The sequence below is a fragment of the Bartonella sp. CL434QHHD genome, from assembly GCF_042195145.1.
In the GTDB taxonomy this organism is placed as follows: domain Bacteria; phylum Pseudomonadota; class Alphaproteobacteria; order Rhizobiales; family Rhizobiaceae; genus Bartonella.
Genome location: NZ_JBHINT010000027.1, coordinates 19,923 through 41,084, shown reverse-complemented (window position 1 = coordinate 41,084; position 21,162 = coordinate 19,923). Strand labels below are relative to the sequence as shown.

Below are 21,162 nucleotides of genomic sequence, written 5' to 3'. Positions count from 1 at the left end.
TTTTCCTGTATACTCTGCTACGCTTCTATCAATACAGCACCATCAGCTGACAACTGCTGGAAAAAAGACTCTATTTTATGATTGTCCTCATCACTTGTCCCTCCTTCTAACGTCGCTTGAATCTGCAAAATCTGCTGTTCTAATGCATCAAAAGAAAGATTCTCTACAGCCACAACGTGCTCTACCAATAAAGAGCAGCCCGAAAAGGTAATATTTGCAACGCCCCCGCATACAGCAAATAATTTTTCACCCAAAGAGGTGCGAACACGAACACTACCCAACACAATACTTGCCACCAATGGCGCATGATGCGCCATAACTGTCAAATAACCTGAGGCTGAAGGAAGAACAACAGACACTACCTGCTCTGAAAACACAATTTTTTCAGGCGATACAAGCTCAAATAAAAAATGCTCTTCTCTATTGTTTTCCACAAAAATCTCCACAATACCCGATATAAGGACTCTCTGTTTTCTTCAACGATGCGTCCTTTTTAACGAAAAATACCCATGACAGTTTTTTCTTGAATAAGAAGCTTCTTACTAAGAAGCCTCTGCCATGAGACGCTTTCCTTTTTCAAGTGCTTCATCAATCGAACCAACCATATAAAAAGCAGCTTCTGGCAAATCATCATAATCGCCAGCACAAAGACCTTTAAAGCCTTTGATTGTCTCTTCTAAAGGAACGAGTTTCCCCGGCGAACCAGTAAAGGCTTCCGCAACATGGAAAGGTTGTGAAAGGAAACGTTCAATTTTACGCGCCCGCCCCACCAGCAACTTGTCATCTTCAGAAAGTTCATCCATTCCAAGAATAGCAATAATATCCTGAAGCGCTCTATAACGTTGTAAAATGGTTTGTACTTGACAAGCAACTGTGTAATGCTCTTCCCCCACAATCAATGGATCCAACATACGTGAAAAAGAGTCAAGCGGATCAACCGCTGGATAAATTCCCTTTTCCGCAATAGAGCGCGAAAGAACAGTTGTTGCATCCAAATGAGCAAAAGACGCTGCAGGCGCCGGATCCGTCAAGTCATCTGCCGGAACATAAATTGCCTGAACGGAAGTAATAGAGCCTGTTTTTGTACTGGTAATACGTTCTTGCAACGCCCCCATATCCGTTGCCAAGGTAGGCTGATACCCAACAGCAGAAGGAATACGCCCTAAAAGAGCAGATACCTCAGCTCCTGCTTGCGTGAAACGGAAAATATTATCCACAAAGAAGAGAACATCTTGTCCTTCATCACGGAAACTTTCTGCAATTGTCAATCCTGAAAGAGCCACACGCGCACGTGCTCCTGGTGGTTCATTCATTTGCCCGTAAACAAGGGCACACTTTGACCCTTCCGTTGAACCATTATTCTCTTTTGGATTCACATTCACGCGGCTTTCGATCATTTCATAATAAAGATCATTTCCTTCACGTGTACGTTCTCCCACACCAGCAAATACAGAATAGCCACCATGTGCCTTTGCAATATTGTTTATAAGCTCCATAATGAGAACGGTTTTTCCAACACCAGCACCACCAAACAAGCCAATTTTACCCCCTTTAGAATAAGGGGCTAACAAATCCACGACTTTAATACCGGTGACGAGAATTTCCGAAACAGTCGATTGCTCAACATATTCAGGTGCCTCTTGGTGAATAGAACGTGTTTTGGTTGAAGCGATTGGTCCCACATTATCCACCGGTTCCCCAATCACATTCATAATACGTCCCAACGTTGCTTCTCCTACAGGAACGCTAATTTGTGTGCCTGTATCCACAACCTTTTGGCCCCGCATCAAACCATCAGTCGTATCCATAGCAATCGTACGCACGGTATTTTCACCTAAATGCTGCGCAACTTCTAATACCAAGCGATTACCTAAATTCTCTGTTTCCAAAGCGTTGAGAATATTTGGCAATTCACCTTCAAATTGCACATCAACGACAGCACCAATAATCTGCTTGATTTCACCAACAGCGCCTTTTGCACGCTCTTCTTTTTTTGCGGATGTATCTTTTTTTACAGGTGTATCTTTAGCTGCATCACGCGCAGGTACAGAGGAAGCCTTTACATCCACTTGAGATTTCGAAGCGGCTTTTTTCACGCTAGAACGAGCAGCTGGTTTCTTTTTTTCACCTTTTTCTGTTCCTTTGCTTGAGGTTACTGCTTTTACCATCAATCCTTACCTTCTCCATTTAAAGCGCTTCAGCGCCCGCAATAATTTCGATCAATTCTGTCGTAATCTGTGCTTGACGTTGACGATTATAAGCCACCGTCAATTTACTAATCATTTCACCCGCATTGCGCGATGCATTATCCATAGCTGTCATCTTGGCGCCCATCTCACCAGCAACATTTTCCAGCAAAGCCCGAAAGATTTGCACCGAAAGATTACGTGGTACAAGGGCCTCTAAAAGAGACGCAGCATCAGGCTCATATTCATAAACAATCGATTGTGAACCTGTGTTATGATCGGTTTGCTCCACAACATCTATTGCCCCAACAGCTGCTTTTGGAGCAACCATTGGAATCAAATCCAAAGCTGTTGGACGCTGATTAATTACGGAAACAAATTCAGAATAAAACAGCGTACAGACATCGAAAGCGCCTTCATTGAATAAATCAACAATCCGTTGACTAATCATCACTGCCTCTGCAAAACCAATTCGCTTTACAGCATGCAAATCGATATGGTCAATTATCAAGCCTTTGTAATCACGCGATAAAATATCCGCGCCCTTTTTACCCACAGTGATAATTTTTACTATTTTATCAGCCGCCAACAATGCCTTAATCTGTTCACGTGCACGACGAGCAATTTGCACATTAAAAGCACCACACAAACCGCGCTCAGCAGTACACACCACCAAAAGATGCACATCATCGCGCCCCGTACCACGCATAAGAGCAGGCGCATCAACACCATCTACATCAGCAGCAACACTGGTCAAAATATCAGCCATTTTCTTCGCATAAGGGCGTGCAGACTGCGCTGCCTCTTGAGCACGATGCAACCTTGCCGCTGCAACCATTTGCATAGCTTTGGTAATCTTTTGTGTTGCTTTAACCGAAGCGATACGGTCTCTAAGATCTTTTAGTGAAGCCATTCAAGCATTCCATCAATTCATCACGAGAAATTTTTCGCATAAGTATCAAGAACAGTTATCAACTTATCTTTCAGCTCATCTGTTATTTGCTTTTGCTCAGCAATTGCCTTTAAGAGATCTTGATAATCACTACGCAAAAGCACCAAAAGTCCCTGCTCAAACCGCGCAACATCAGAAACCGCCAAAGCATCAAGATAGCCATTCACACCCGCGAAAATAACCACCACCTGTTCTTCTGTTTTGAGTGGAGAAAATTGTGGCTGCTTCAACAACTCTGTCAAGCGCGCACCCCGATTTAACAAACGCTGGGTTGACGCATCCAAATCAGAGCCAAACTGCGCAAAAGCTGCCATTTCACGATATTGCGCCAATTCACCTTTAATCGAGCCAGCAACTTGCTTCATCGCCTTAATTTGTGCAGCAGAACCAACACGCGATACAGAAAGACCAACATTTACAGCAGGACGAATTCCTTGATAAAACAAATTAGTCTCTAGAAAAATTTGTCCATCAGTAATCGAAATCACATTTGTAGGAATATAGGCAGAAACATCATTTGCTTGCGTTTCAATAACTGGCAAAGCTGTCAACGACCCAGATCCATTTTCCGCATTCAACTTTGCAGCCCGCTCTAAAAGACGCGAATGCAGATAGAAAACATCTCCCGGATAAGCTTCACGACCTGGAGGACGACGCAATAAAAGAGACATTTGACGATACGCTACCGCCTGTTTTGACAAGTCATCATAACCGATCAAAGCATGTTGCCCATTATCACGGAAATACTCACCCATAGCACATCCAGCAAGAGGTGCAATAAATTGCAGTGGTGCTGGATCAGAAGCAGTCGCTGCAACAATAATAGAATATTCCAGCGCTCCACGTTCTTCTAAAACTTTAACGAATTGTGCCACCGTCGAACGTTTTTGACCGATAGCCACATAAATACAATAAACTTTATCTTGCTCTCGTCCAGCCCCTTTTTCATGAAAAGGTTTTTGGTTTAAAAATGTATCGAGCAAAATTGCTGTTTTTCCTGTTTGGCGATCACCAATCACCAATTCACGCTGCCCCCGTCCAATAGGGATGAGTGCGTCAATCGCTTTCAATCCGGTCGACATCGGTTCATGGACAGACTGACGCGGAATAATTCCAGGAGCCTTAACATCAACACGACGACGCTCTGTTGCTTTAATGGGCCCCTTACCATCTATAGGGTTTCCCAACGCATCAACCACACGCCCAAGCAAAGCGGGGCCCACAGGAACATCGACGATAGCGCCTAACCGCTTTACACAATCACCTTCACGAATATCACGATCTGAGCCAAAAATGACCACACCAACATTATCAACTTCCAAATTGAGTGCCATACCGCGCACACCGTTTGGAAAGGCGACCATTTCCCCTGCTTGGACATTATCCAAACCATAAACGCGAGCAATACCATCTCCCACAGAGAGAACCCAACCAATTTCTGAAACCTCAGCCTTTTGGTCAAAGTTTTTGATTTGCTCTTTTAGAATTTTTGAAATTTCAGATGGTCTAATATCCATCAGCTGACCTCTTTTTTCAATGCAAGCTTAAGCGAAGACAATTTTGTGAGAAGGGACGTATCAATTTGAGACGACCCCACACGAACGATTAATCCACCAAGAATTGTTGGATCCACAATGATGTGCAGCAAGACTTTTCCTCCAACAACACCTTCCAAAGCCTCACACAACTCTTGTCTTTGTTGAGAACTTAAGGGGCGCGCAGAAACAATTTGCGCAGTAACCTGCCTACGAGCGCGTGCAACACAACGCTGGAAAGCATGTAAAATACCAAATACGGCACTAAGCCTACGGTTTATTACAATAACGCGTAAAAAATTACCAATGACCTGCCCTGCGTTTTTATCAGCAAATTTGATGTTTGCACAAACAGATTGCATCACCTTAATTTGCTCTTTAACTGAAAAGAATGGACTGAGCACAAAGAATTTTAAATCCTTATTCTCCAAAACAAGCAAAAGATCCTCTACTGCCTTTTCAACCTTTTCGACGTTTCCGGCTTCTTGAACGCAATCAAAAAGCGCTTGCGCATAGCGTTGATCTACCAACGGCAGCGGTATGAGAGAAAATGAATCCGACACGAAATACCGCCTCTTTCCCTTGAGCGACTCTCTGATAGTTATCAGATGAAATGAAACAGACATTCTCAATCTTAAGAATCTTCTTCTTAAAACCTAGAACAAAAATCACTTGGTTTCTAGCATAGACATAGCCGACTCGCAACACCACAAATCGCTGCTTTTCAAAAATTTTAATAAAATATTCAAAATATTTTTGAAAAGCATTTTTTTAGATATACAGGATGGCATCACAGTTTTTTTATGCCTCTTTTTGACATTCTCTGAGCGATTTTTTCACTCTCTTTGATTTTTCTTCAAACGCTCTTGTCACCAAACGCTCTTGTCACCATAACAAAACATTCCCTTTATCACCACAAAACCTTTAACGAAAGACGACGGCGACTGAAAAAGTCTATTATTTCAAACTGATAAGAAAGAAAAAACAATGAATATCCTCCTAAAAATTAAAGAAAACATTGATCTTTTTTCTTCAAATACCCACTCCTTTTAAAAAATTTTACCAAGTAATATTTTCTTGTAAGCACACTCTTTTAATATACAAAACATTGATTTATAATGATAATATATCATTTTTCATACCGGATGAGCTTCAAATATCGAAAGATTCTCTCTTTTCAAATTTTTTTATCAAAATCACTCCCTTGCTTCATCACAAACAAAAAAGGAAATGATTAAAGAAAACAACACCTCTTATAAACGCTCTCAAGTACTAAGAGTTTTCGTAATACTCAAAGCTAAATAATAAATGGCGCCATTTTATACCTTAATGAAATAAAGATGGGGAGCCTTAACGTGGTTTTTTCATTCATGAAAGCTTTGATATTCTACACTCGAAAAACATCGTAAAATGAATTCGAGTATGCTGAGAAACATTTGCTTAAACAAGCATATGAATGTAGTAATACAATAGATGTTCTGTAATATTCCGCTTTGGGCGTTCTGCTTTACATGAAAAATGTGCCCCCATTAGAGAACGAAAGTAATAAAAGCATGAAACAATGGATAATCTCCATTTCACGACAGCGCCTATGAATGCTATAATGGTAACCCCATTGAGCAGCCCCATCTTTACACTTATGAAAGAACAAGCCGGCACCATCACACACTTTGCCATCTCCCAATTTTACGACAGCCCTTAATTCTTGAGATGATTAGGTATTTTGGTCCTCTCTTGTATAGTTTTACGCGACACAGGCTCCCCCATCTGTAACATGCAAACGAATGGTTTTGATTGATCAATATAAATAGATTTTAAATAAGAGAATCCTACGATAGTTGAGGCTATAATATGAATAACGGCATATTATCACTATAAATCAATATTTATTATTTATAAAAATTATTATTATGGATGCTTTTGAAAATTCTAGAGCCGAATGAATAAGGATGACAACGATGAATGCTCATTTTGACCTTCACGCTCCAAAATGAGTCCGTGTTCTCGTCAAAGATAAATAAAATAGATATATGCAATATTCTCGCCCTAATCTAGCATACAAACGCAGGTACGACTCGTACAGCGCTGATACATCTTATGAACGCTGCTTCATAAGGCTTTAAGGTCAAATAATATCAAAAACACGTCCCTCATTAAGCCCACATAGCGTCACTTTATATGACACTATATTGCACTGATTTAGAAAAAGCATAGATCAATATCAATTTGAACCCGAACGGAACTGGGCATTTTGGGTGTACAGCTAAGCATTTTAAGCCCTTATAAAAAGAATCCGCCTATCAAAAGAATACTGTCCCTCATACAAAAAAGGAGTAAAAGCCGAAATGATAGTGCCCTCGAAGAAGAGAGGCGCTTCTGCTGGTTCTATAACAAAGATATTTTTTCCCGTAGCTCTACTTAATGCAATGTACATGTATCATATTTTGCTGCCTGGATGCTTATTCTGAATAATATAAGAGTTCAAGTAAAGCACCTTAAGCAAAGAGACCTTCACTTTATGCGATACTGGTTTTAGAAAAAACTTTGCGGATCAATATCAATTTGAACCCGAACGGAACTGGGCATTTTGGGTGTACCGCTAAGCATTGCACGTATAAACCCTTGTATATCAAAAGAACGCTGTCCTTGCAGCAAAAGCCGAAAACGATAACGCCCCCGAACCAAAGCCAAAGGCGCTTCTGCTGGTCCCATAACCGAGATATTTTTTTCCCGTGGCGCTGCTTGACGCAATGCGCGCGCATAATGTTCTGCTGCTTGGCGCTGTTGTGCAGACACGATCAAAGAGGCAAGCCGCCCATAGGGAGGCAAATGATAATGCTGACGCGCTGCAATCTCACGTGTGTAAAAATCTTCTGGCTGGCATGCAAGTAAGGCTTTGATAACCGGATGATCTGGTTGATAAGTTTGCAATAATCCTAAACTTTTCAATCCCACACGCCCTGCTCTTCCGGTAACTTGAGAAAGCAGCTGATAGGTACGTTCACTTGCGCGTAAATCGCCATTGGCAAGACCAAGATCAGCATCAATAACGCCAACCAGAGAGAGCTTGGGAAAATGATGTCCTTTAGCGACTAACTGTGTTCCAATAATAATGTCCACATCGCCATTTGCAATGGCTTGTAATTCGCTTCGCAACTTCCCAATCCCTCCTTTGAGATCTGTTGAAAGGATCAATGATCGCGCTTGAGGAAAAAGCATTTGTGTTTCTTCGGCAATTCTTTCCACACCCGGTCCACAAGCCACGAGATGATCTAATGTCCCGCATTCAGGACAGGCTTGAGGAAGTGGTTCATGATATCCACAATGATGACATTTCAGTTGCCCGTGCGCACGATGTTCGACCAACCAACTTGAACAATCGGTACAATGAAAACGATGTCCGCAAATTCGGCATAAAGTTAAAGGTGCATAACCACGACGATTAAGAAAAAGAAGAGCTTGTTCGCCCTTATCAAGCGTTTGTTTTAAAGCCCTTTCAAGAGCAAAGGAAATAAAGCGCCCCTTTTGCACCCCTCCTTGGCGCATATCAACCACCCGCAACTGTGGAAGTGCAGCTTCTTTAAAACGGGAAGGTAAATGCACCTTTTGATAACGCCCTTTTAAAACATTGGCTTGGCTTTCAATCGACGGTGTGGCTGAAGATAAAATAACAGGAAAATGCTCAAAAGAGCCCCGTGCAACAGCCATATCACGCGCATGATAAAAAATGCGCTCTTCTTGTTTATAAGCGCTATCGTGCTCTTCATCGACAACAATCAAGCCAAGCTCATGAAAGGGAAGAAAAAGTGCTGAACGAGCCCCCGCAACGACACGCACCCGCCCTTCTGCAACTTGTCGCCAGACGCGTTCTCTACGACGTGGCGTCAAATCAGAATGCCATTCTGCTGCCGCAGCGCCAAAACGTGCATAAAAACGATCTAAAAACTGCTGTGTTAAAGCAATTTCCGGCAATAAAATTAAAACCTGCTTGCCCTCTTTAAAGGCTTGAGAAACCGCTTCAAAATAAACCTCTGTCTTTCCTGAACCCGTAACACCATCAAGCAAAAAAACTTGAAACTGAGAAGATAAAACACCTTCCCGCAATAATGTTGCTGCTTCACTTTGCGCTCCCTGCAACTGAGGGAGACAAAAATCAGGATCAGGCATTGCCACAAGATCAGGAGCGGGAACCTTAACATCTTCAAAAATTCCTAGCGCTTTTAAACCTTCAACAACAGAAACCGAAGTTCCAGCCGCATGTGCCAGACCAGAACGTGTCCATATCTTCTCATTACGCACCAATTCCAAAACCCGTGACCGCGCTGGTGTGAGACGTTCTACATTTCCACCACAATATCGCAAACCCAGCATCTGCGCTTCCGGCTCTAAAGCAGCCGGTACCGACAAAACCAATCGTGCTACAAGACCAAAAGGCGCCATTGTATAGCGACTAACAAAACGCAAAAATGTGATCATTTCTGCCTTTAATGGGGGGCAATCAAAAACATGAAGCAGAGAGCGTAATTTTTCACGCGCCACCGAAGCAGACTTGTGCCCATCGGCTGTCTGCTCTCCAACATCTACAACAAAACCGCAAAGCTCACGCCCCATCAACGGAACCCGAACAAAGGAACCAACGTTCACCTCCATAGAAGATGGAACTTTATAACTATAAGCGTGAGCAACAGGAAGAGGAACCAATACGGATACAATCTTTTCCTCTATCATGCTTGAATTCATCTTGTAAACCAATCTACGACCTATTGAGCATCAACAAGTCTACACCTTATCTTTAAACACTCTTATAAAATTCATTGCCGGATTCAATCCCCCCCGATCACAACACTTTTCTAACAAAAATTCTTTTTAACACGCATTCCCTCACCAAAGTGCCAATATAAAGAACCAATCTCATCGTCTATAACAAAAAACTCTATAGCAAAAAAACAGCACTATTCTTCTGTGTAAATAAAACGCATCACTATTAAGCATTCAACATGCTATCGGTTAAGTGCATCCTTCAACAAGGCGATCCCATAGTATGACCTCTTCCCAACGCACACGTTTATTTTTTTACCGCCTCATATCTCAATTTATCTTCAACAAACTGATTTATAAAGACATAATCATTATTTTACCTATTGTAATAAAAACCCTCCATACGATGATTTTTTTCATTTCAAACCCATCGAGGAACATTTGTAAATCCTTATTGATGAAAAAGTATCCCATGATTTTAATTATAAGGAGAATAATATTGCAAATGGAGCCGTTACAATATTCACCTTGGCTTTGTGCCAAAAAGTGAAAACACGTGTATACATTTTTCAGCTTGATTGAAAATCAAGCAACAATACAAGCAGCACAAAAGCGTATTTTTGAAGAATGGGGAAAACAGAATAAATCAATGTAATTGACCATAAAAAAACCCTTCATGCGTAAAATTTTACAGGCGTTCTTCAACAGTGTTTTACGACAAAATAAATCCATCCGCTTTCATCAAAAACAAAGTTAAACATACCCCCTAAAAAAGGAAGGTATCTTATGATGCACTCTCAAATATCAAGAGCAATCGCAAATAGGAAATGAGCAAAGTGTTTGATAATGCTAGCTTATTTCCATAAATATAAAAACACCGCTACGCAAAGATGCCAATACGCAAAAATGTTGGTACGCAATGAATTCTATGCCTTATCACGAGCAACACTATGAAATGGGTGTGGAAACGATAAATCATATTTCTTTACCGAAAACGGATACATGATTAACACCATAGCATTCTTGTTCTTTACACAGATATTAATTCTTTCTCTTGCTTTTGCAGTCAACAATAGCGCATAACAAAAAATAGGATAAAGCTAAAAAAAAGAGGTTAGAGATGAAATTTTTTGTGGATAGCGCCAATATTGAAGAAATTCAAGAGTTACAGAATTTAAGCCTTGTTGATGGTGTTACCACCAATCCCTCTCTTATCCTAAAATCAGGACGCAATATTCTTGATGTTACAAAAGAAATTTGTGCTCTCGTTAGCGGACCTGTTTCTGCTGAAGTTGCAGCAACGGAATTTGAAAGCATCATGAAAGAAGCAGCTGTTTTAGCAAAGGTTGCCGACAATATTTGTATCAAGCTTCCTTTAACACTCGATGGATTAAAAGCCTGTAAAGCCCTCACAGCAGCAGGACTAAAAACAAATCTCACACTTTGTTTTTCTGCCAATCAAGCCTTATTAGCCGCCAAAGCAGGCGCAACATTCGTTTCACCTTTTATTGGTAGACTTGATGATTGTGGAAATGATGGAAGTGAACTGCTTCATGAAATTCGCACAATTTATGATAACTATAACTTTGAAACACAAATCTTGGCCGCTTCAATCCGCACCGTTAATCATGTCAAAGAAGCAGCACTAAGCGGTGCTGACGTTGCAACAGTTCCACCAGCAATCTTAAAAGCACTAGTCAAACATCCTCTCACCGACAAAGGGTTGCAAATATTCCTCGACGACTGGAAAAAAACAGGACAAAATATTGCTTAATGTCTAGAAATTTTATTGGAAAGATCTTTTGAAAGTAACAAAAAGATCTGTTCAGCCAACTCTTCCGCAACACGTTTTTTTGCATCTTCTTCTGCTTGCAGCGTTGCATATTCTTGACGAAGTTGCTCAAAAGATGCATTCATCATTGCTGTTCCTTTTGCAACAAGAGTATTTTTCATATCCTGCAAAGTATAAGAAGCTCTGCTCATAACAGTTCCAACAGAAGGTCGTCCCTTTCTCTTTTTCTCGAAATCAACCTCTATCTGCATAGATTCTCTTGTAAAGACGGATATCTGCAATGCCAATTTATAAGCAGGTAGAGAAGGTTTAGCACCATTTCCATACAAAAGAAAAAGCAGATGATTGCGCACCATTTGACCAAAACGATCCGAAGGTTCTTCCACAACAATAGAAGCAAGCTTTTGCGCTAACCCCAAAGAAGCTTGTCCAGAAGGGTATCCAGAAGCAGGATTCCCATAAGAAGCAGAATCCATTGTCATTGCACTCTGCAACTCTTGACGGTAAAGCGGTTCAACTTTGCATCCACACAACAGTGTGAATACACCAGCTAAAATGACAAGAATAGAACTTCTAAAAAACGACATTCACAATCCTTTGTGGAACAACAATGATTTTTTTCACAGGCTTTTCAACCAGCTGCGCCTTTACAAAATCTAACGCCAAAACCGCTTCTTTAATCATCACCTCATCAGCAGTTGCTGCAACGCTCACCTCACCGCGTTTTTTACCATTAATTTGTACTGGCAAAGTATAGCATTCCGCAACGGTTAACGCACGATCATAAACAGGCCAAGCAAGCGCAGACATTAAAGTTTTTCCTCCTAAAGCAGCATGACATTCTTCTGCTAAATGGGGCATCATGGGTGCAATCATGGCAAGAAAAAAATCCATAGCTTGACGTAAAGAAGCTTTCATTTCATCGTCAACACTTTCTATCCTATTTAACAACGGTGCCATAATATTCAAGAATTCATAAAGGCGTGCAATAGCCCGATTAAAAGCGAATTTTTCCAAATCATCTTCTACAGCGCAAAGCGTGCGATGTGCGACCTTTGAGAGTTCCAAAGCCGCCCCCTGATGCCCTGCACAAGGCGCCACATCCTTTAAAATAGAAGCACTCACAGCCACATGGCGCCAAACACGCTGTACAAAGCGATGTGCACCTTCAACACCAGATTCTGTCCAAATGACATCCCGCTCGGGAGGAGAATCTGACAACACAAACCAACGCACAGTATCAGCGCCATAAGATGCAATAATATCATCAGGATCAACGACATTCTTTTTTGATTTTGACATTTTCTCAATCAAACCAATCGTCACTTTACTTTGATCGGTTAATTTATAAGCACACCGCTTTCCATCTTTTTCAACAATCGAAATTTCTGCTGGAGAAACCCACCCTTGATCATCCCGATAGGTTTCATGCACCACCATCCCTTGGGTAAAAAGCCCCTTAAAAGGCTCATCTACCGTCACATGACCGACCAATTTCATAGCACGCATAAAAAAGCGCGCATAAAGAAGATGCAAAATGGCATGCTCAATTCCACCAATATATTGTTGCACAGGCAACCATTCAGCTGTTGCTTGTTTGTCAACAGGTCCCTGCGCAAAAGGAGCCGTAAAGCGTGCATAATACCAAGAAGAGTCAACAAATGTGTCCATGGTATCGGTTTCGCGTTTGGCAGGTTGACCACAGGAAGGACAAGTAACATTCTGCCACCTTTCATGTCGTGCAAGAGGATTTCCTGGTTGATCAAAAGTAACATCATCAGGCAACACAACCGGTAAATTGGCACGTGGAACAGGAACAACCCCACAAGTTGTACAATGGATCATCGGAATGGGGCACCCCCAATAACGTTGACGTGAAATCCCCCAATCACGCAAACGAAATTGCACTGTTTTCTTCCCTTGCGGTTGCCCATTGAGCATTTGTTTTTCAAGCTTTTTAGCAGCTTCTTCAAAAGCTTGTTGGGGTGTTAAACCATCCAAAAAACTGGAATTGATCATCACCCCATCACCCGTATAAGCTGTTTCAGTAATAACAAAATCTTCTGCTTGCTCTCCTTTTGGCAAAACCACCGGTTTTATTGGAAGATCATATTTACGCGCAAAATCGAAATCTCTCTGATCATGAGCTGGACAACCAAAAACAACCCCTGTTCCATAGTCCATAAGCACAAAATTCGCGATATAAACGGGAATATGTACTGTTGAATCGAAAGGATGAACAGCCAAAAGGGGCGTGAGAAACCCTTGTTTTTCAGCTGTTTCAAGTGCTGCTGTTGTCGTTCCACCACACCGACAATTTTCAATAAAAGCACTCAACGCTTTGTCTTTTTTTGCCAAAGCTTGTGCAATAGGATGATCAACAGACAGAGCCAAAAAGGAAGCGCCAAACAGTGTATCAGGACGCGTTGAATAACAAACAACCTCATCAAATTTATCACAAACATCATCAGCATCACCCGCCGACTTTAATGCCCAACGAATCAGCAAACCTTGTGATTTTCCAATCCAATTTTTCTGCATGGTGCGAACTTTTTCCGGCCATTGCTCCAGCTCTTCAAGCCCAGCCAAGAGATCTTCACTAAAATCGCTAATTTTGAAAAACCACTGCGTCAATTCACGCTGTTCTACCAACGCACCAGAACGCCATCCCCGCCCATCAACAACCTGCTCATTGGCCAAAACGGTGTGGTCAACAGGATCCCAATTCACCTTAGCTACTTTACGCGCAACCAAACCCTTCTGATAAAAATCAAGGAACAACATTTGTTGACGATGGTAATATTCCACATCACAAGTCGCAAATTCACGCGCCCAATCTAAAGAGAGCCCTAATTGCTTTAATTGCCCGCGCATCACAGCAATATTCTGATAGGTCCAAGTTTTAGGATGCACTTTACTTTGCAGAGCAGCATTTTCAGCCGGCATACCAAAAGCATCCCACCCCATGGGATGAAGCACATTAAATCCCTTTGCCCTTTTATAGCGTGCAACCACATCCCCCATGGCATAATTGCGCACATGCCCCATGTGAATACGGCCAGAAGGATAAGGAAACATTTCTAAAACATAATATTTTTCACGAGCATCTTCTTGAAGAGTCTGAAAAATTTTCTTTTCATCCCAAATTTCTTGCCATTTTTTTTCTCTCGCACGTGGATTATAGCGTTCGCCTATATTATAATGTCCAATTGTCATTCCCATTATACTCTTTTAATAAAACAGAACCAAAAACTTGTTTTATTATGCTTGACCATGGATTAACCTCATCGTCAACATTTTCGTGAAATATTTCCCTAAGTATTTTATAAAACTTTAAAAAAAACGACCAACTCTTGAACAAAAAAGGTAAAGCACAAAAATATGAATACACAAACGCCCCTCGATGCCCCTTCCGTTGAAGCATGGCAAAACCTTCAAAAAGACATTGCAGCAATATGCCAAGAGCTACAACGCCCTGTAGAAGAAATTGAACTTATCGCTGTTTCAAAAACTGTTTCTGCTATTGATATACGACCCCTTTTGCAAGCAGGCCAATCTTTGTTTGCAGAAAACCGCGTACAAGAAGCAGCACAAAAATGGCCTGCTTTACGTCAACAATTTGAAAATATTAAACTCCATCTCATCGGTCCCCTACAATCAAATAAAACAGCAGAGGCGGTAAAACTTTTTGATGTCATCCAAACGGTTGACCGTGAAAAAATAGCCAAAAGCCTAGCTGAAGAAATGGAAAAGCAAAAAAAGCATCTCCCCTGCTATGTTCAGGTTAACATTGGCTTAGAACCGCAAAAAAGTGGTATCGCACCACAAGAAGCTACATCTTTTGTCAACCAATGCAAAAACAACTATGGACTCGATATCATCGGACTTATGGGCATCCCCCCTGTCGACGAAAACCCCGGCCCCTATTTCGCGCTCTTAGCAAAATTAGCAAAACAAGCAGGTCTTCCAAAGCTTTCCATGGGCATGTCCAGTGACTTCAAAACCGCTCTACAGTTTGGCTCTAATGTCCTTCGCATTGGCTCTGCTTTATTTGGAAAACGCCCTGTGTAAAGCAATTCCCCCTTCATATAAATTCCCATTGAAAATTCTACGAACAAACCAAAAACAGCAGAAATGAGAAAAAATATTTCCTTCAATATCAATAAAAGAGCAATTCTAGCAAAAAAGATTCCAGTCCCTCTTTCATCCTGTTAGCAGGATAAGCAAAAAAGCTGGTTTCTCAAATTTCTCACCGGCACATCCACAACACGTACAATAGCTTCAAGATAGCATTGCAATTTGGCTCTCATATTCTCGCACATTGGCTCTACTTTACTCCCCTCTGACCGCCTCTCCAGCAAAAGCAATATAAAAAATAAATCCTTATATAAAGGCAAAATGATAAGAGGGGCGTTGCGCATGAATGAAAAAACTGTCGCGAAATAAATAATTGCAAAAGAATATTGAATAAGATCATCGCAATGATTTCCATTGAAAATCATGAATTCTCTTAACTTCTCCAACACGCGTAAACAATTTCCCCACATGCCAATGGCATAAAGCAGACAAAAAGAGGCTTATGGTTACATAATACAGTAACAAAACTCTTTCATGTAAGTCACTTGAGCAAAATAAACATCTCAAATGCTCAATAGAGCACCAAGAACCGCGCTAAACAACATGATAGCAATCTATAAGGTCAACGATAGCATAGAGGCTTTCCATGCTCTACAAAGCATAACATACGGTCAATATTCGCCTGAAAAATAAAAGAACGAATCCCGTGCATATGCGCATAATACATGCACGCAAAACAATGGAAATGAGAACGATTTCAATAACGATATTCCTTTATCATTATTCCTTTGTCGATCTCGTAAACAAAGAGAAAAACTTCAACTTTTCATATGCCTAATTTTTCTAATTTTAAACTTTAATTAAGGAAAAACAGGGGATATTTCTTATATTTTAAAATATTGCAAATAATATTATTATCTTCTTAAGAAGAAGATTTCATGTATACATAGTATAGATATTATTTATACAGTATTTTTATTGTTATTTTTAAAATTTATCTTTGACATTTTTCTAAAAATACATGATAGCCATTTGAAATGTATCATTATGATACTACTTTTAATGTAGATAATTAAGGAGAATTAATATTTTTGGTTCATGCAGCACATTCGGTCATATAGCGACAAAGATATCTCTCTGAAGTTAAATAATTTTGTAAGTATATTTGTAAGAATATACCAAATTAAATATCTACATCTGTGGATAAAATAATTTTCAGAGATATCTATTGTGGATCACATCTTATAATCAGAATTTTTTTTATAATGAATATTTGTTATGAAATCGTAAGAATGTTTTGTATTCTCATTGTCTTTATCCCTATTATATGCTATTGGTTTTTAAAAATGGTAGTTACATTTGGAAAGTAACTATAAAATAAACTTTATATACAGTAATTCTTTTCATTATTTTTGATATTTTGGTTTAATTAATTATTAATGAACTTATTCTTATTTGAATAAGGGAATACAAAATAAAAAACATTTAAAGCGATAATCAATAAAGCACCTTCATCTCCCTTTTTATATGATATTTTTTAATGCCTTTGTGCGTTTATAAAAGGCTCTATACCGCAATAGACTTTGCCACATTTAAATATCCTAAAAGCATAAAATACCTTTTTAAGAAAAACGTATCAGATTTAAAAATTGACTATTCTAATCTTTGTCATTTAGTCTAACCTCACAATGAAAAGCTTTTGGGAAAACTCTGCCACAAATATAACCATACAAAAATACAGAGGCAGATTTTCAAAACAATAAAAAGAGGGAAACATGACTGAAAAAATCTATCCAGTATCAGAAGAGATCAAAAAAAATACTTTACTCGATGAGGAAACTTATCAACAATGGTATCGAGAAAGCATCGATGATCCAGAAAGCTTCTGGGCAAAACATGGTCAACGCATTGAATGGTTTAAACCTTTTACAAAAGTAAAAAACACTTCTTTTAACGGAGATGTCTCCATTCAATGGTACGAAGATGGGATAACAAATGTTACCTATAATTGCATTGATCGCCACCTGAAAATCCATGGAGACAAAATCGCGCTCATTTGGGAAGGAGATAATCCTTATCATGATAAAAAAATAACCTATAACGAGCTTTATGAACATGTTTGTCGTTTTGCTAATCTTTTGAAAAGCCGTGGCATTAAGAAAGGCGATAAAGTAACCATTTATCTCCCCATGGTACCCGAAGCAGCCTATGCTATGCTTGCTTGTGCTCGCATTGGAGCTATTCATTCGGTTATTTTTGCTGGCTTTTCTGCTGAGGCAATAGCAGGACGCCTTGTCGATTGTGAATCAACCTTCATTATTACCGCTGATCAAGGCTTGCGTGGCAGCAAACGGATCAACTTAAAAGACAATGTTGATCATGCCATTGAGATAGCCGCGCGCCAAAACGTGCAGGTGGACCAAGTCATGGTTATACGGCGAACTTGTGGACCCATTCAATGGGTAGAGGGGCGTGATTTTTGGTACCACGAAGAGATAGCTCATGCCAAAACAGCTTGTCCACCAGAACCAATGAATGCTGAAGATCCACTTTTTATTCTTTATACTTCAGGCTCAACAGGCAAACCTAAAGGTGTTTTGCATACCACAGCGGGCTATCTTGTTTTTGCCTCGATGACTCACCAATATGTTTTTGATTACCACCCCAATGAAGTTTACTGGTGCACGGCTGACATTGGTTGGATAACCGGTCATTCTTACTTGGTTTATGGACCTTTATGCAATGGTGCGACCACTTTAATGTTTGAAGGCACACCAACCTTTCCTGACAAAGGCAGATTCTGGGAAATTGTCGACAAACACCAAGTCAATACGCTCTATACAGCACCAACAGCTATCCGCGCCTTAATGGGAGCAGGAAATTCGTTTGTTGAACACTCAAACAGAACATCGTTGCGTCTCTTAGGCACGGTAGGAGAACCGATTAATCCAGAAGCATGGGAATGGTTTTATCATATAATTGGAAATGACCGTTGTCCGATTCTCGATACATGGTGGCAAACGGAAACAGGAGGGCATATGATCACGCCCTTGCCCGGTGCAACACCCCTCAAAGCAGGATCGGCCACACGTCCTTTTTTTGGTGTTCAACCCCAAATTGTTGATGCCCAAGGCAATGTTTTAGAAGGTGAAGCAGAAGGCAATCTTTGTATCAGTGATTCATGGCCCGGACAAATGCGCACACTTTATAAGGATCATGAACGCTTTATTCAAACTTATTTTTCCTCCTATAAAGGAAAATATTTTTCAGGCGATAGCTGTAGGCGCGATAGCGACGGTTATTATTGGATCACAGGACGAGTTGATGACATTCTCAATGTCTCGGGGCACAGGTTAGGAACTGCTGAAATTGAATCAGCTCTTGTTTCTCATCCCGCTGTATCAGAAGCAGCTATTGTGGGTTACCCGCATCCCATTAAAGGACAAGGAATTTATAGTTTTGTGACTCTCATGGAAGGAACAGAGCCAAGTGAAGAATTGCAAAAAGACCTTATCAAGCATGTGAGACAAGAAATAGGCTCTATTGCCATATTGGATAAAATTCAGTTTGCTCCGCAGCTTCCCAAAACACGATCAGGGAAAATTATGAGACGTATTTTACGAAAAATCGCTGAAAACGATTTTGATACTCTCGGAGATATTTCAACCCTTGCCGAACCACAAGTTGTTGAAGATCTGATTGCCAACCGACAAAACTAAAAAACACGACGCAATACAACATACGGTGGTTTTTGTTTTTTTTGCTAAAATTATCTCAGCATTATTACGAAAACCACCAAGGAGAATAAAAAACAAAACAATGCATGAGAAGCTCAATCATTCTAACAACAAACGCTTTTTTTCATAACAGGTAAGAAATAATTTAAGCAAAAACCTCAAGATTGGGATGCGAACAAGAATAAGAAAGTAAGATAAAAAGAGCAACATAGCTTTTTAAAATCACCCAATGTCCACTCAATGCAAAAAAAGCCTCTGAGTAAGAAGGAAAAATAGTTCTGATGTTTATGCTAGAATCCCTTTGAAATTCCTGCTAAAATCATAAATAAAGCTAAAAAAAGAAAGTATAAGTGATAATATTCTTGAGCAAAAATATTTATCGATAACGAGGGTGTATAAAAAATATTGAAAACCATGAAATCTAAAATAAACAAGCTTACAACAAAAATCTAAAGCAATGAAAGTAAGAGTTCTTAGAATAAATGATGCAATATAAAATCAGGAGTAATAATAAAAAGTGATTCATTTTGAAAATGTCGGCCTACGCTATGGAATGGGCCCTGAGGTCCTTCGTGATATTAGCTTTCATATTCCTCCTGGATCATTTCAATTTCTCACAGGTGCCTCTGGAGCAGGGAAAACGTCGCTGATGCGTCTTATGTTTTTGGCACTCAAACCCACCCGCGGTCATATTGATCTCTTTGGAACAGACACAGCATTACTCAAACGACAAGAGCTCCCTGCGCTGCGACAACGTATCGGTGTGGTTTTTCAAGATTTTCGTTTACTCGACCACATGACCACTTATGAAAATGTCTCCTTACCTTTACGCATTAAAGGACAAGAAGAAGCAACCTATCGCAGTGAAGTGGAAGATCTTCTCTGTTGGGTAGGTCTTGGAGATCATATTCATGTTTTACCACCTGTTCTTTCCGGTGGGGAAAAACAAAGGGTAGCCATTGCACGCGCACTCATTGATCAACCTGAAATTCTACTTGCCGATGAACCGACTGGAAATGTCGATCCGCCCTTGGCAAAACGCCTCCTCCGTTTGTTTATTGAATTAAACCGTTTTGGAACGGCTGTTATCATTGCCACCCATGATATTGCCTTAATGGAACAAGTTGCAGCACGGCGTATGCTTCTCCATAACGGACGGATGACGATTCATGAATAAGTCTTTCCCCATTTTTACAAGCAATAAAAAAAATACAACAGCGATTATTCCCAGTGGTAATATTTCTGGAAAAGCATTGGTTGCCGTAATTGCTATTATGACATTTCTTTCAAGCCTCACCTTAATCGGTGTTGATTTAGTCCAACATGCTGCCCAAAATTGGAGTAATCAGATTAGCTATGAAGCAACAATACAAATACGTCCCATTGACAATGTTGATATCAACAAAGCACTCCGTGATGCCGTACAATTGGTTAAAACATTTTCTGGTGTACAAGATGCAAAAATTGTTGACCAAAAAGCTACAGAAAAGTTACTGGAGCCATGGCTTGGAACAGGCTTCAATGTCAATGAACTACCCCTTCCCCGCCTCATCATTGTGACCCTGAATGGGGATGAAAAAATCAATTTTGCAGCCATTAATCACGCCATTAAAACCCAAATTCCAGGAGGTCAATTTGATGATCACCGTGTTTGGGTTCATCGTTTTGCGACCATGGCACACACCACTGTTTTCATTGGTTTTTCAATTTTAGCATTGGTTCTAGGCTCTCTTATCCTCACCATCATTTTTGCCACCCGCAATGCATTGGCAGAAAATACACATATTATCAATGTCTTATATTTCCTTGGTACTGAAACTCTTTTCATTGCTCGCCAATTTGACTGGCATTTTTTTAAAACCGCGCTGCGTGGTTCTTTATATGGTGGTCTTACAAGCATATTTCTGTTTTCAGCCTTTTGTCTCTGGACAAATTATAACTTGGGAAGAGTGGAAGCTAGCCAAATAACAGCTTTATTTGGACATCTTTCCATAAGTTCCATTCCTTACGGAAAAATCATTTTTCTTATTATTTTCGTTTCTTTTCTTACCACCCTTACAAACCGCATGACTATTTTAACACAACTGAAAAAAATCGATCAATGTGAAAACGGTTTATTTTAATT

Annotated in this window: 13 protein-coding genes; 5 read left to right on the top strand and 8 right to left on the bottom strand. The window is 40.2% G+C overall.

The window, feature by feature from the left end; genetic code table 11:
- Positions 1 to 17: 17 nt before the first annotated feature.
- The 6 genes from atpC to ACFILN_RS04715 all read right to left on the bottom strand — a co-directional run bounded on the left by atpC (position 18) and on the right by ACFILN_RS04715 (position 9,401).
- Positions 18 to 434, bottom strand: a complete 417-nt coding sequence (gene atpC, locus ACFILN_RS04740; RefSeq protein ID WP_273790510.1) for an ATP synthase F1 subunit epsilon — start codon at positions 432 to 434, stop codon at positions 18 to 20.
- Positions 435 to 542: 108 nt separating this feature from the next.
- Entirely contained in the window at positions 543 to 2,168 is a 1,626-nt protein-coding gene (atpD, locus tag ACFILN_RS04735) for a F0F1 ATP synthase subunit beta (RefSeq protein ID WP_375611724.1), read from the bottom strand.
- 19 nt (positions 2,169 to 2,187) lie between these two features.
- Positions 2,188 to 3,099 carry a F0F1 ATP synthase subunit gamma gene (locus tag ACFILN_RS04730; RefSeq protein ID WP_273790512.1) on the bottom strand — a complete coding sequence of 304 codons (912 nt, stop codon included), beginning with the start codon at positions 3,097 to 3,099 and terminating at the stop codon, positions 2,188 to 2,190.
- 20 nt (positions 3,100 to 3,119) lie between these two features.
- Complete coding sequence (atpA, locus tag ACFILN_RS04725; RefSeq protein WP_273790513.1) at positions 3,120 to 4,655, bottom strand: F0F1 ATP synthase subunit alpha; 1,536 nt, start codon at positions 4,653 to 4,655, stop codon at positions 3,120 to 3,122.
- Complete coding sequence (atpH, locus tag ACFILN_RS04720) at positions 4,655 to 5,236, bottom strand: ATP synthase F1 subunit delta (protein ID WP_273790514.1); 582 nt, start codon at positions 5,234 to 5,236, stop codon at positions 4,655 to 4,657. The genes atpA and atpH overlap by 1 nt, the downstream gene beginning before the upstream one ends.
- A 1,969-nt stretch (positions 5,237 to 7,205) precedes the next feature.
- Entirely contained in the window at positions 7,206 to 9,401 is a 2,196-nt protein-coding gene (locus tag ACFILN_RS04715) for a primosomal protein N' (protein ID WP_375665011.1), read from the bottom strand.
- A 1,150-nt stretch (positions 9,402 to 10,551) separates the two neighbouring features.
- Between ACFILN_RS04715 and fsa the strand changes: the two genes are divergently transcribed.
- Positions 10,552 to 11,205 carry a fructose-6-phosphate aldolase gene (gene fsa, locus ACFILN_RS04710; protein WP_273790517.1) on the top strand — a complete coding sequence of 218 codons (654 nt, stop codon included), beginning with the start codon at positions 10,552 to 10,554 and terminating at the stop codon, positions 11,203 to 11,205.
- Here fsa and lptE read toward each other — a convergent pair.
- Both lptE and leuS read right to left on the bottom strand, forming a co-directional pair.
- Entirely contained in the window at positions 11,202 to 11,810 is a 609-nt protein-coding gene (gene lptE / locus ACFILN_RS04705) for an LPS assembly lipoprotein LptE (protein WP_375654379.1), read from the bottom strand. The genes fsa and lptE overlap by 4 nt on opposite strands.
- Positions 11,797 to 14,439, bottom strand: a complete 2,643-nt coding sequence (leuS, locus tag ACFILN_RS04700; protein WP_375670994.1) for a leucine--tRNA ligase — start codon at positions 14,437 to 14,439, stop codon at positions 11,797 to 11,799. Before leuS ends, lptE begins: the two co-directional genes overlap by 14 nt.
- Positions 14,440 to 14,604: 165 nt before the next feature.
- On the opposite strand from leuS, the gene ACFILN_RS04695 reads away from it, so the two are divergent.
- The 4 genes from ACFILN_RS04695 (at position 14,605) to ACFILN_RS04680 (ending at position 21,160) form a co-directional block, all read left to right on the top strand.
- A complete protein-coding gene (locus ACFILN_RS04695) occupies positions 14,605 to 15,294 on the top strand; it encodes a YggS family pyridoxal phosphate-dependent enzyme (RefSeq protein ID WP_375670986.1) in 690 nt (229 codons plus the stop codon).
- Positions 15,295 to 17,075: 1,781 nt separating this feature from the next.
- Complete coding sequence (acs, locus tag ACFILN_RS04690) at positions 17,076 to 19,019, top strand: acetate--CoA ligase (protein ID WP_375637556.1); 1,944 nt, start codon at positions 17,076 to 17,078, stop codon at positions 19,017 to 19,019.
- A gap of 535 nt (positions 19,020 to 19,554) precedes the next feature.
- Complete coding sequence (gene ftsE, locus ACFILN_RS04685) at positions 19,555 to 20,214, top strand: cell division ATP-binding protein FtsE (RefSeq protein WP_273723097.1); 660 nt, start codon at positions 19,555 to 19,557, stop codon at positions 20,212 to 20,214.
- Complete coding sequence (locus ACFILN_RS04680; protein WP_273790524.1) at positions 20,207 to 21,160, top strand: ABC transporter permease; 954 nt, start codon at positions 20,207 to 20,209, stop codon at positions 21,158 to 21,160. The genes ftsE and ACFILN_RS04680 overlap by 8 nt, the downstream gene beginning before the upstream one ends.
- Positions 21,161 to 21,162 lie beyond the last annotated feature (2 nt).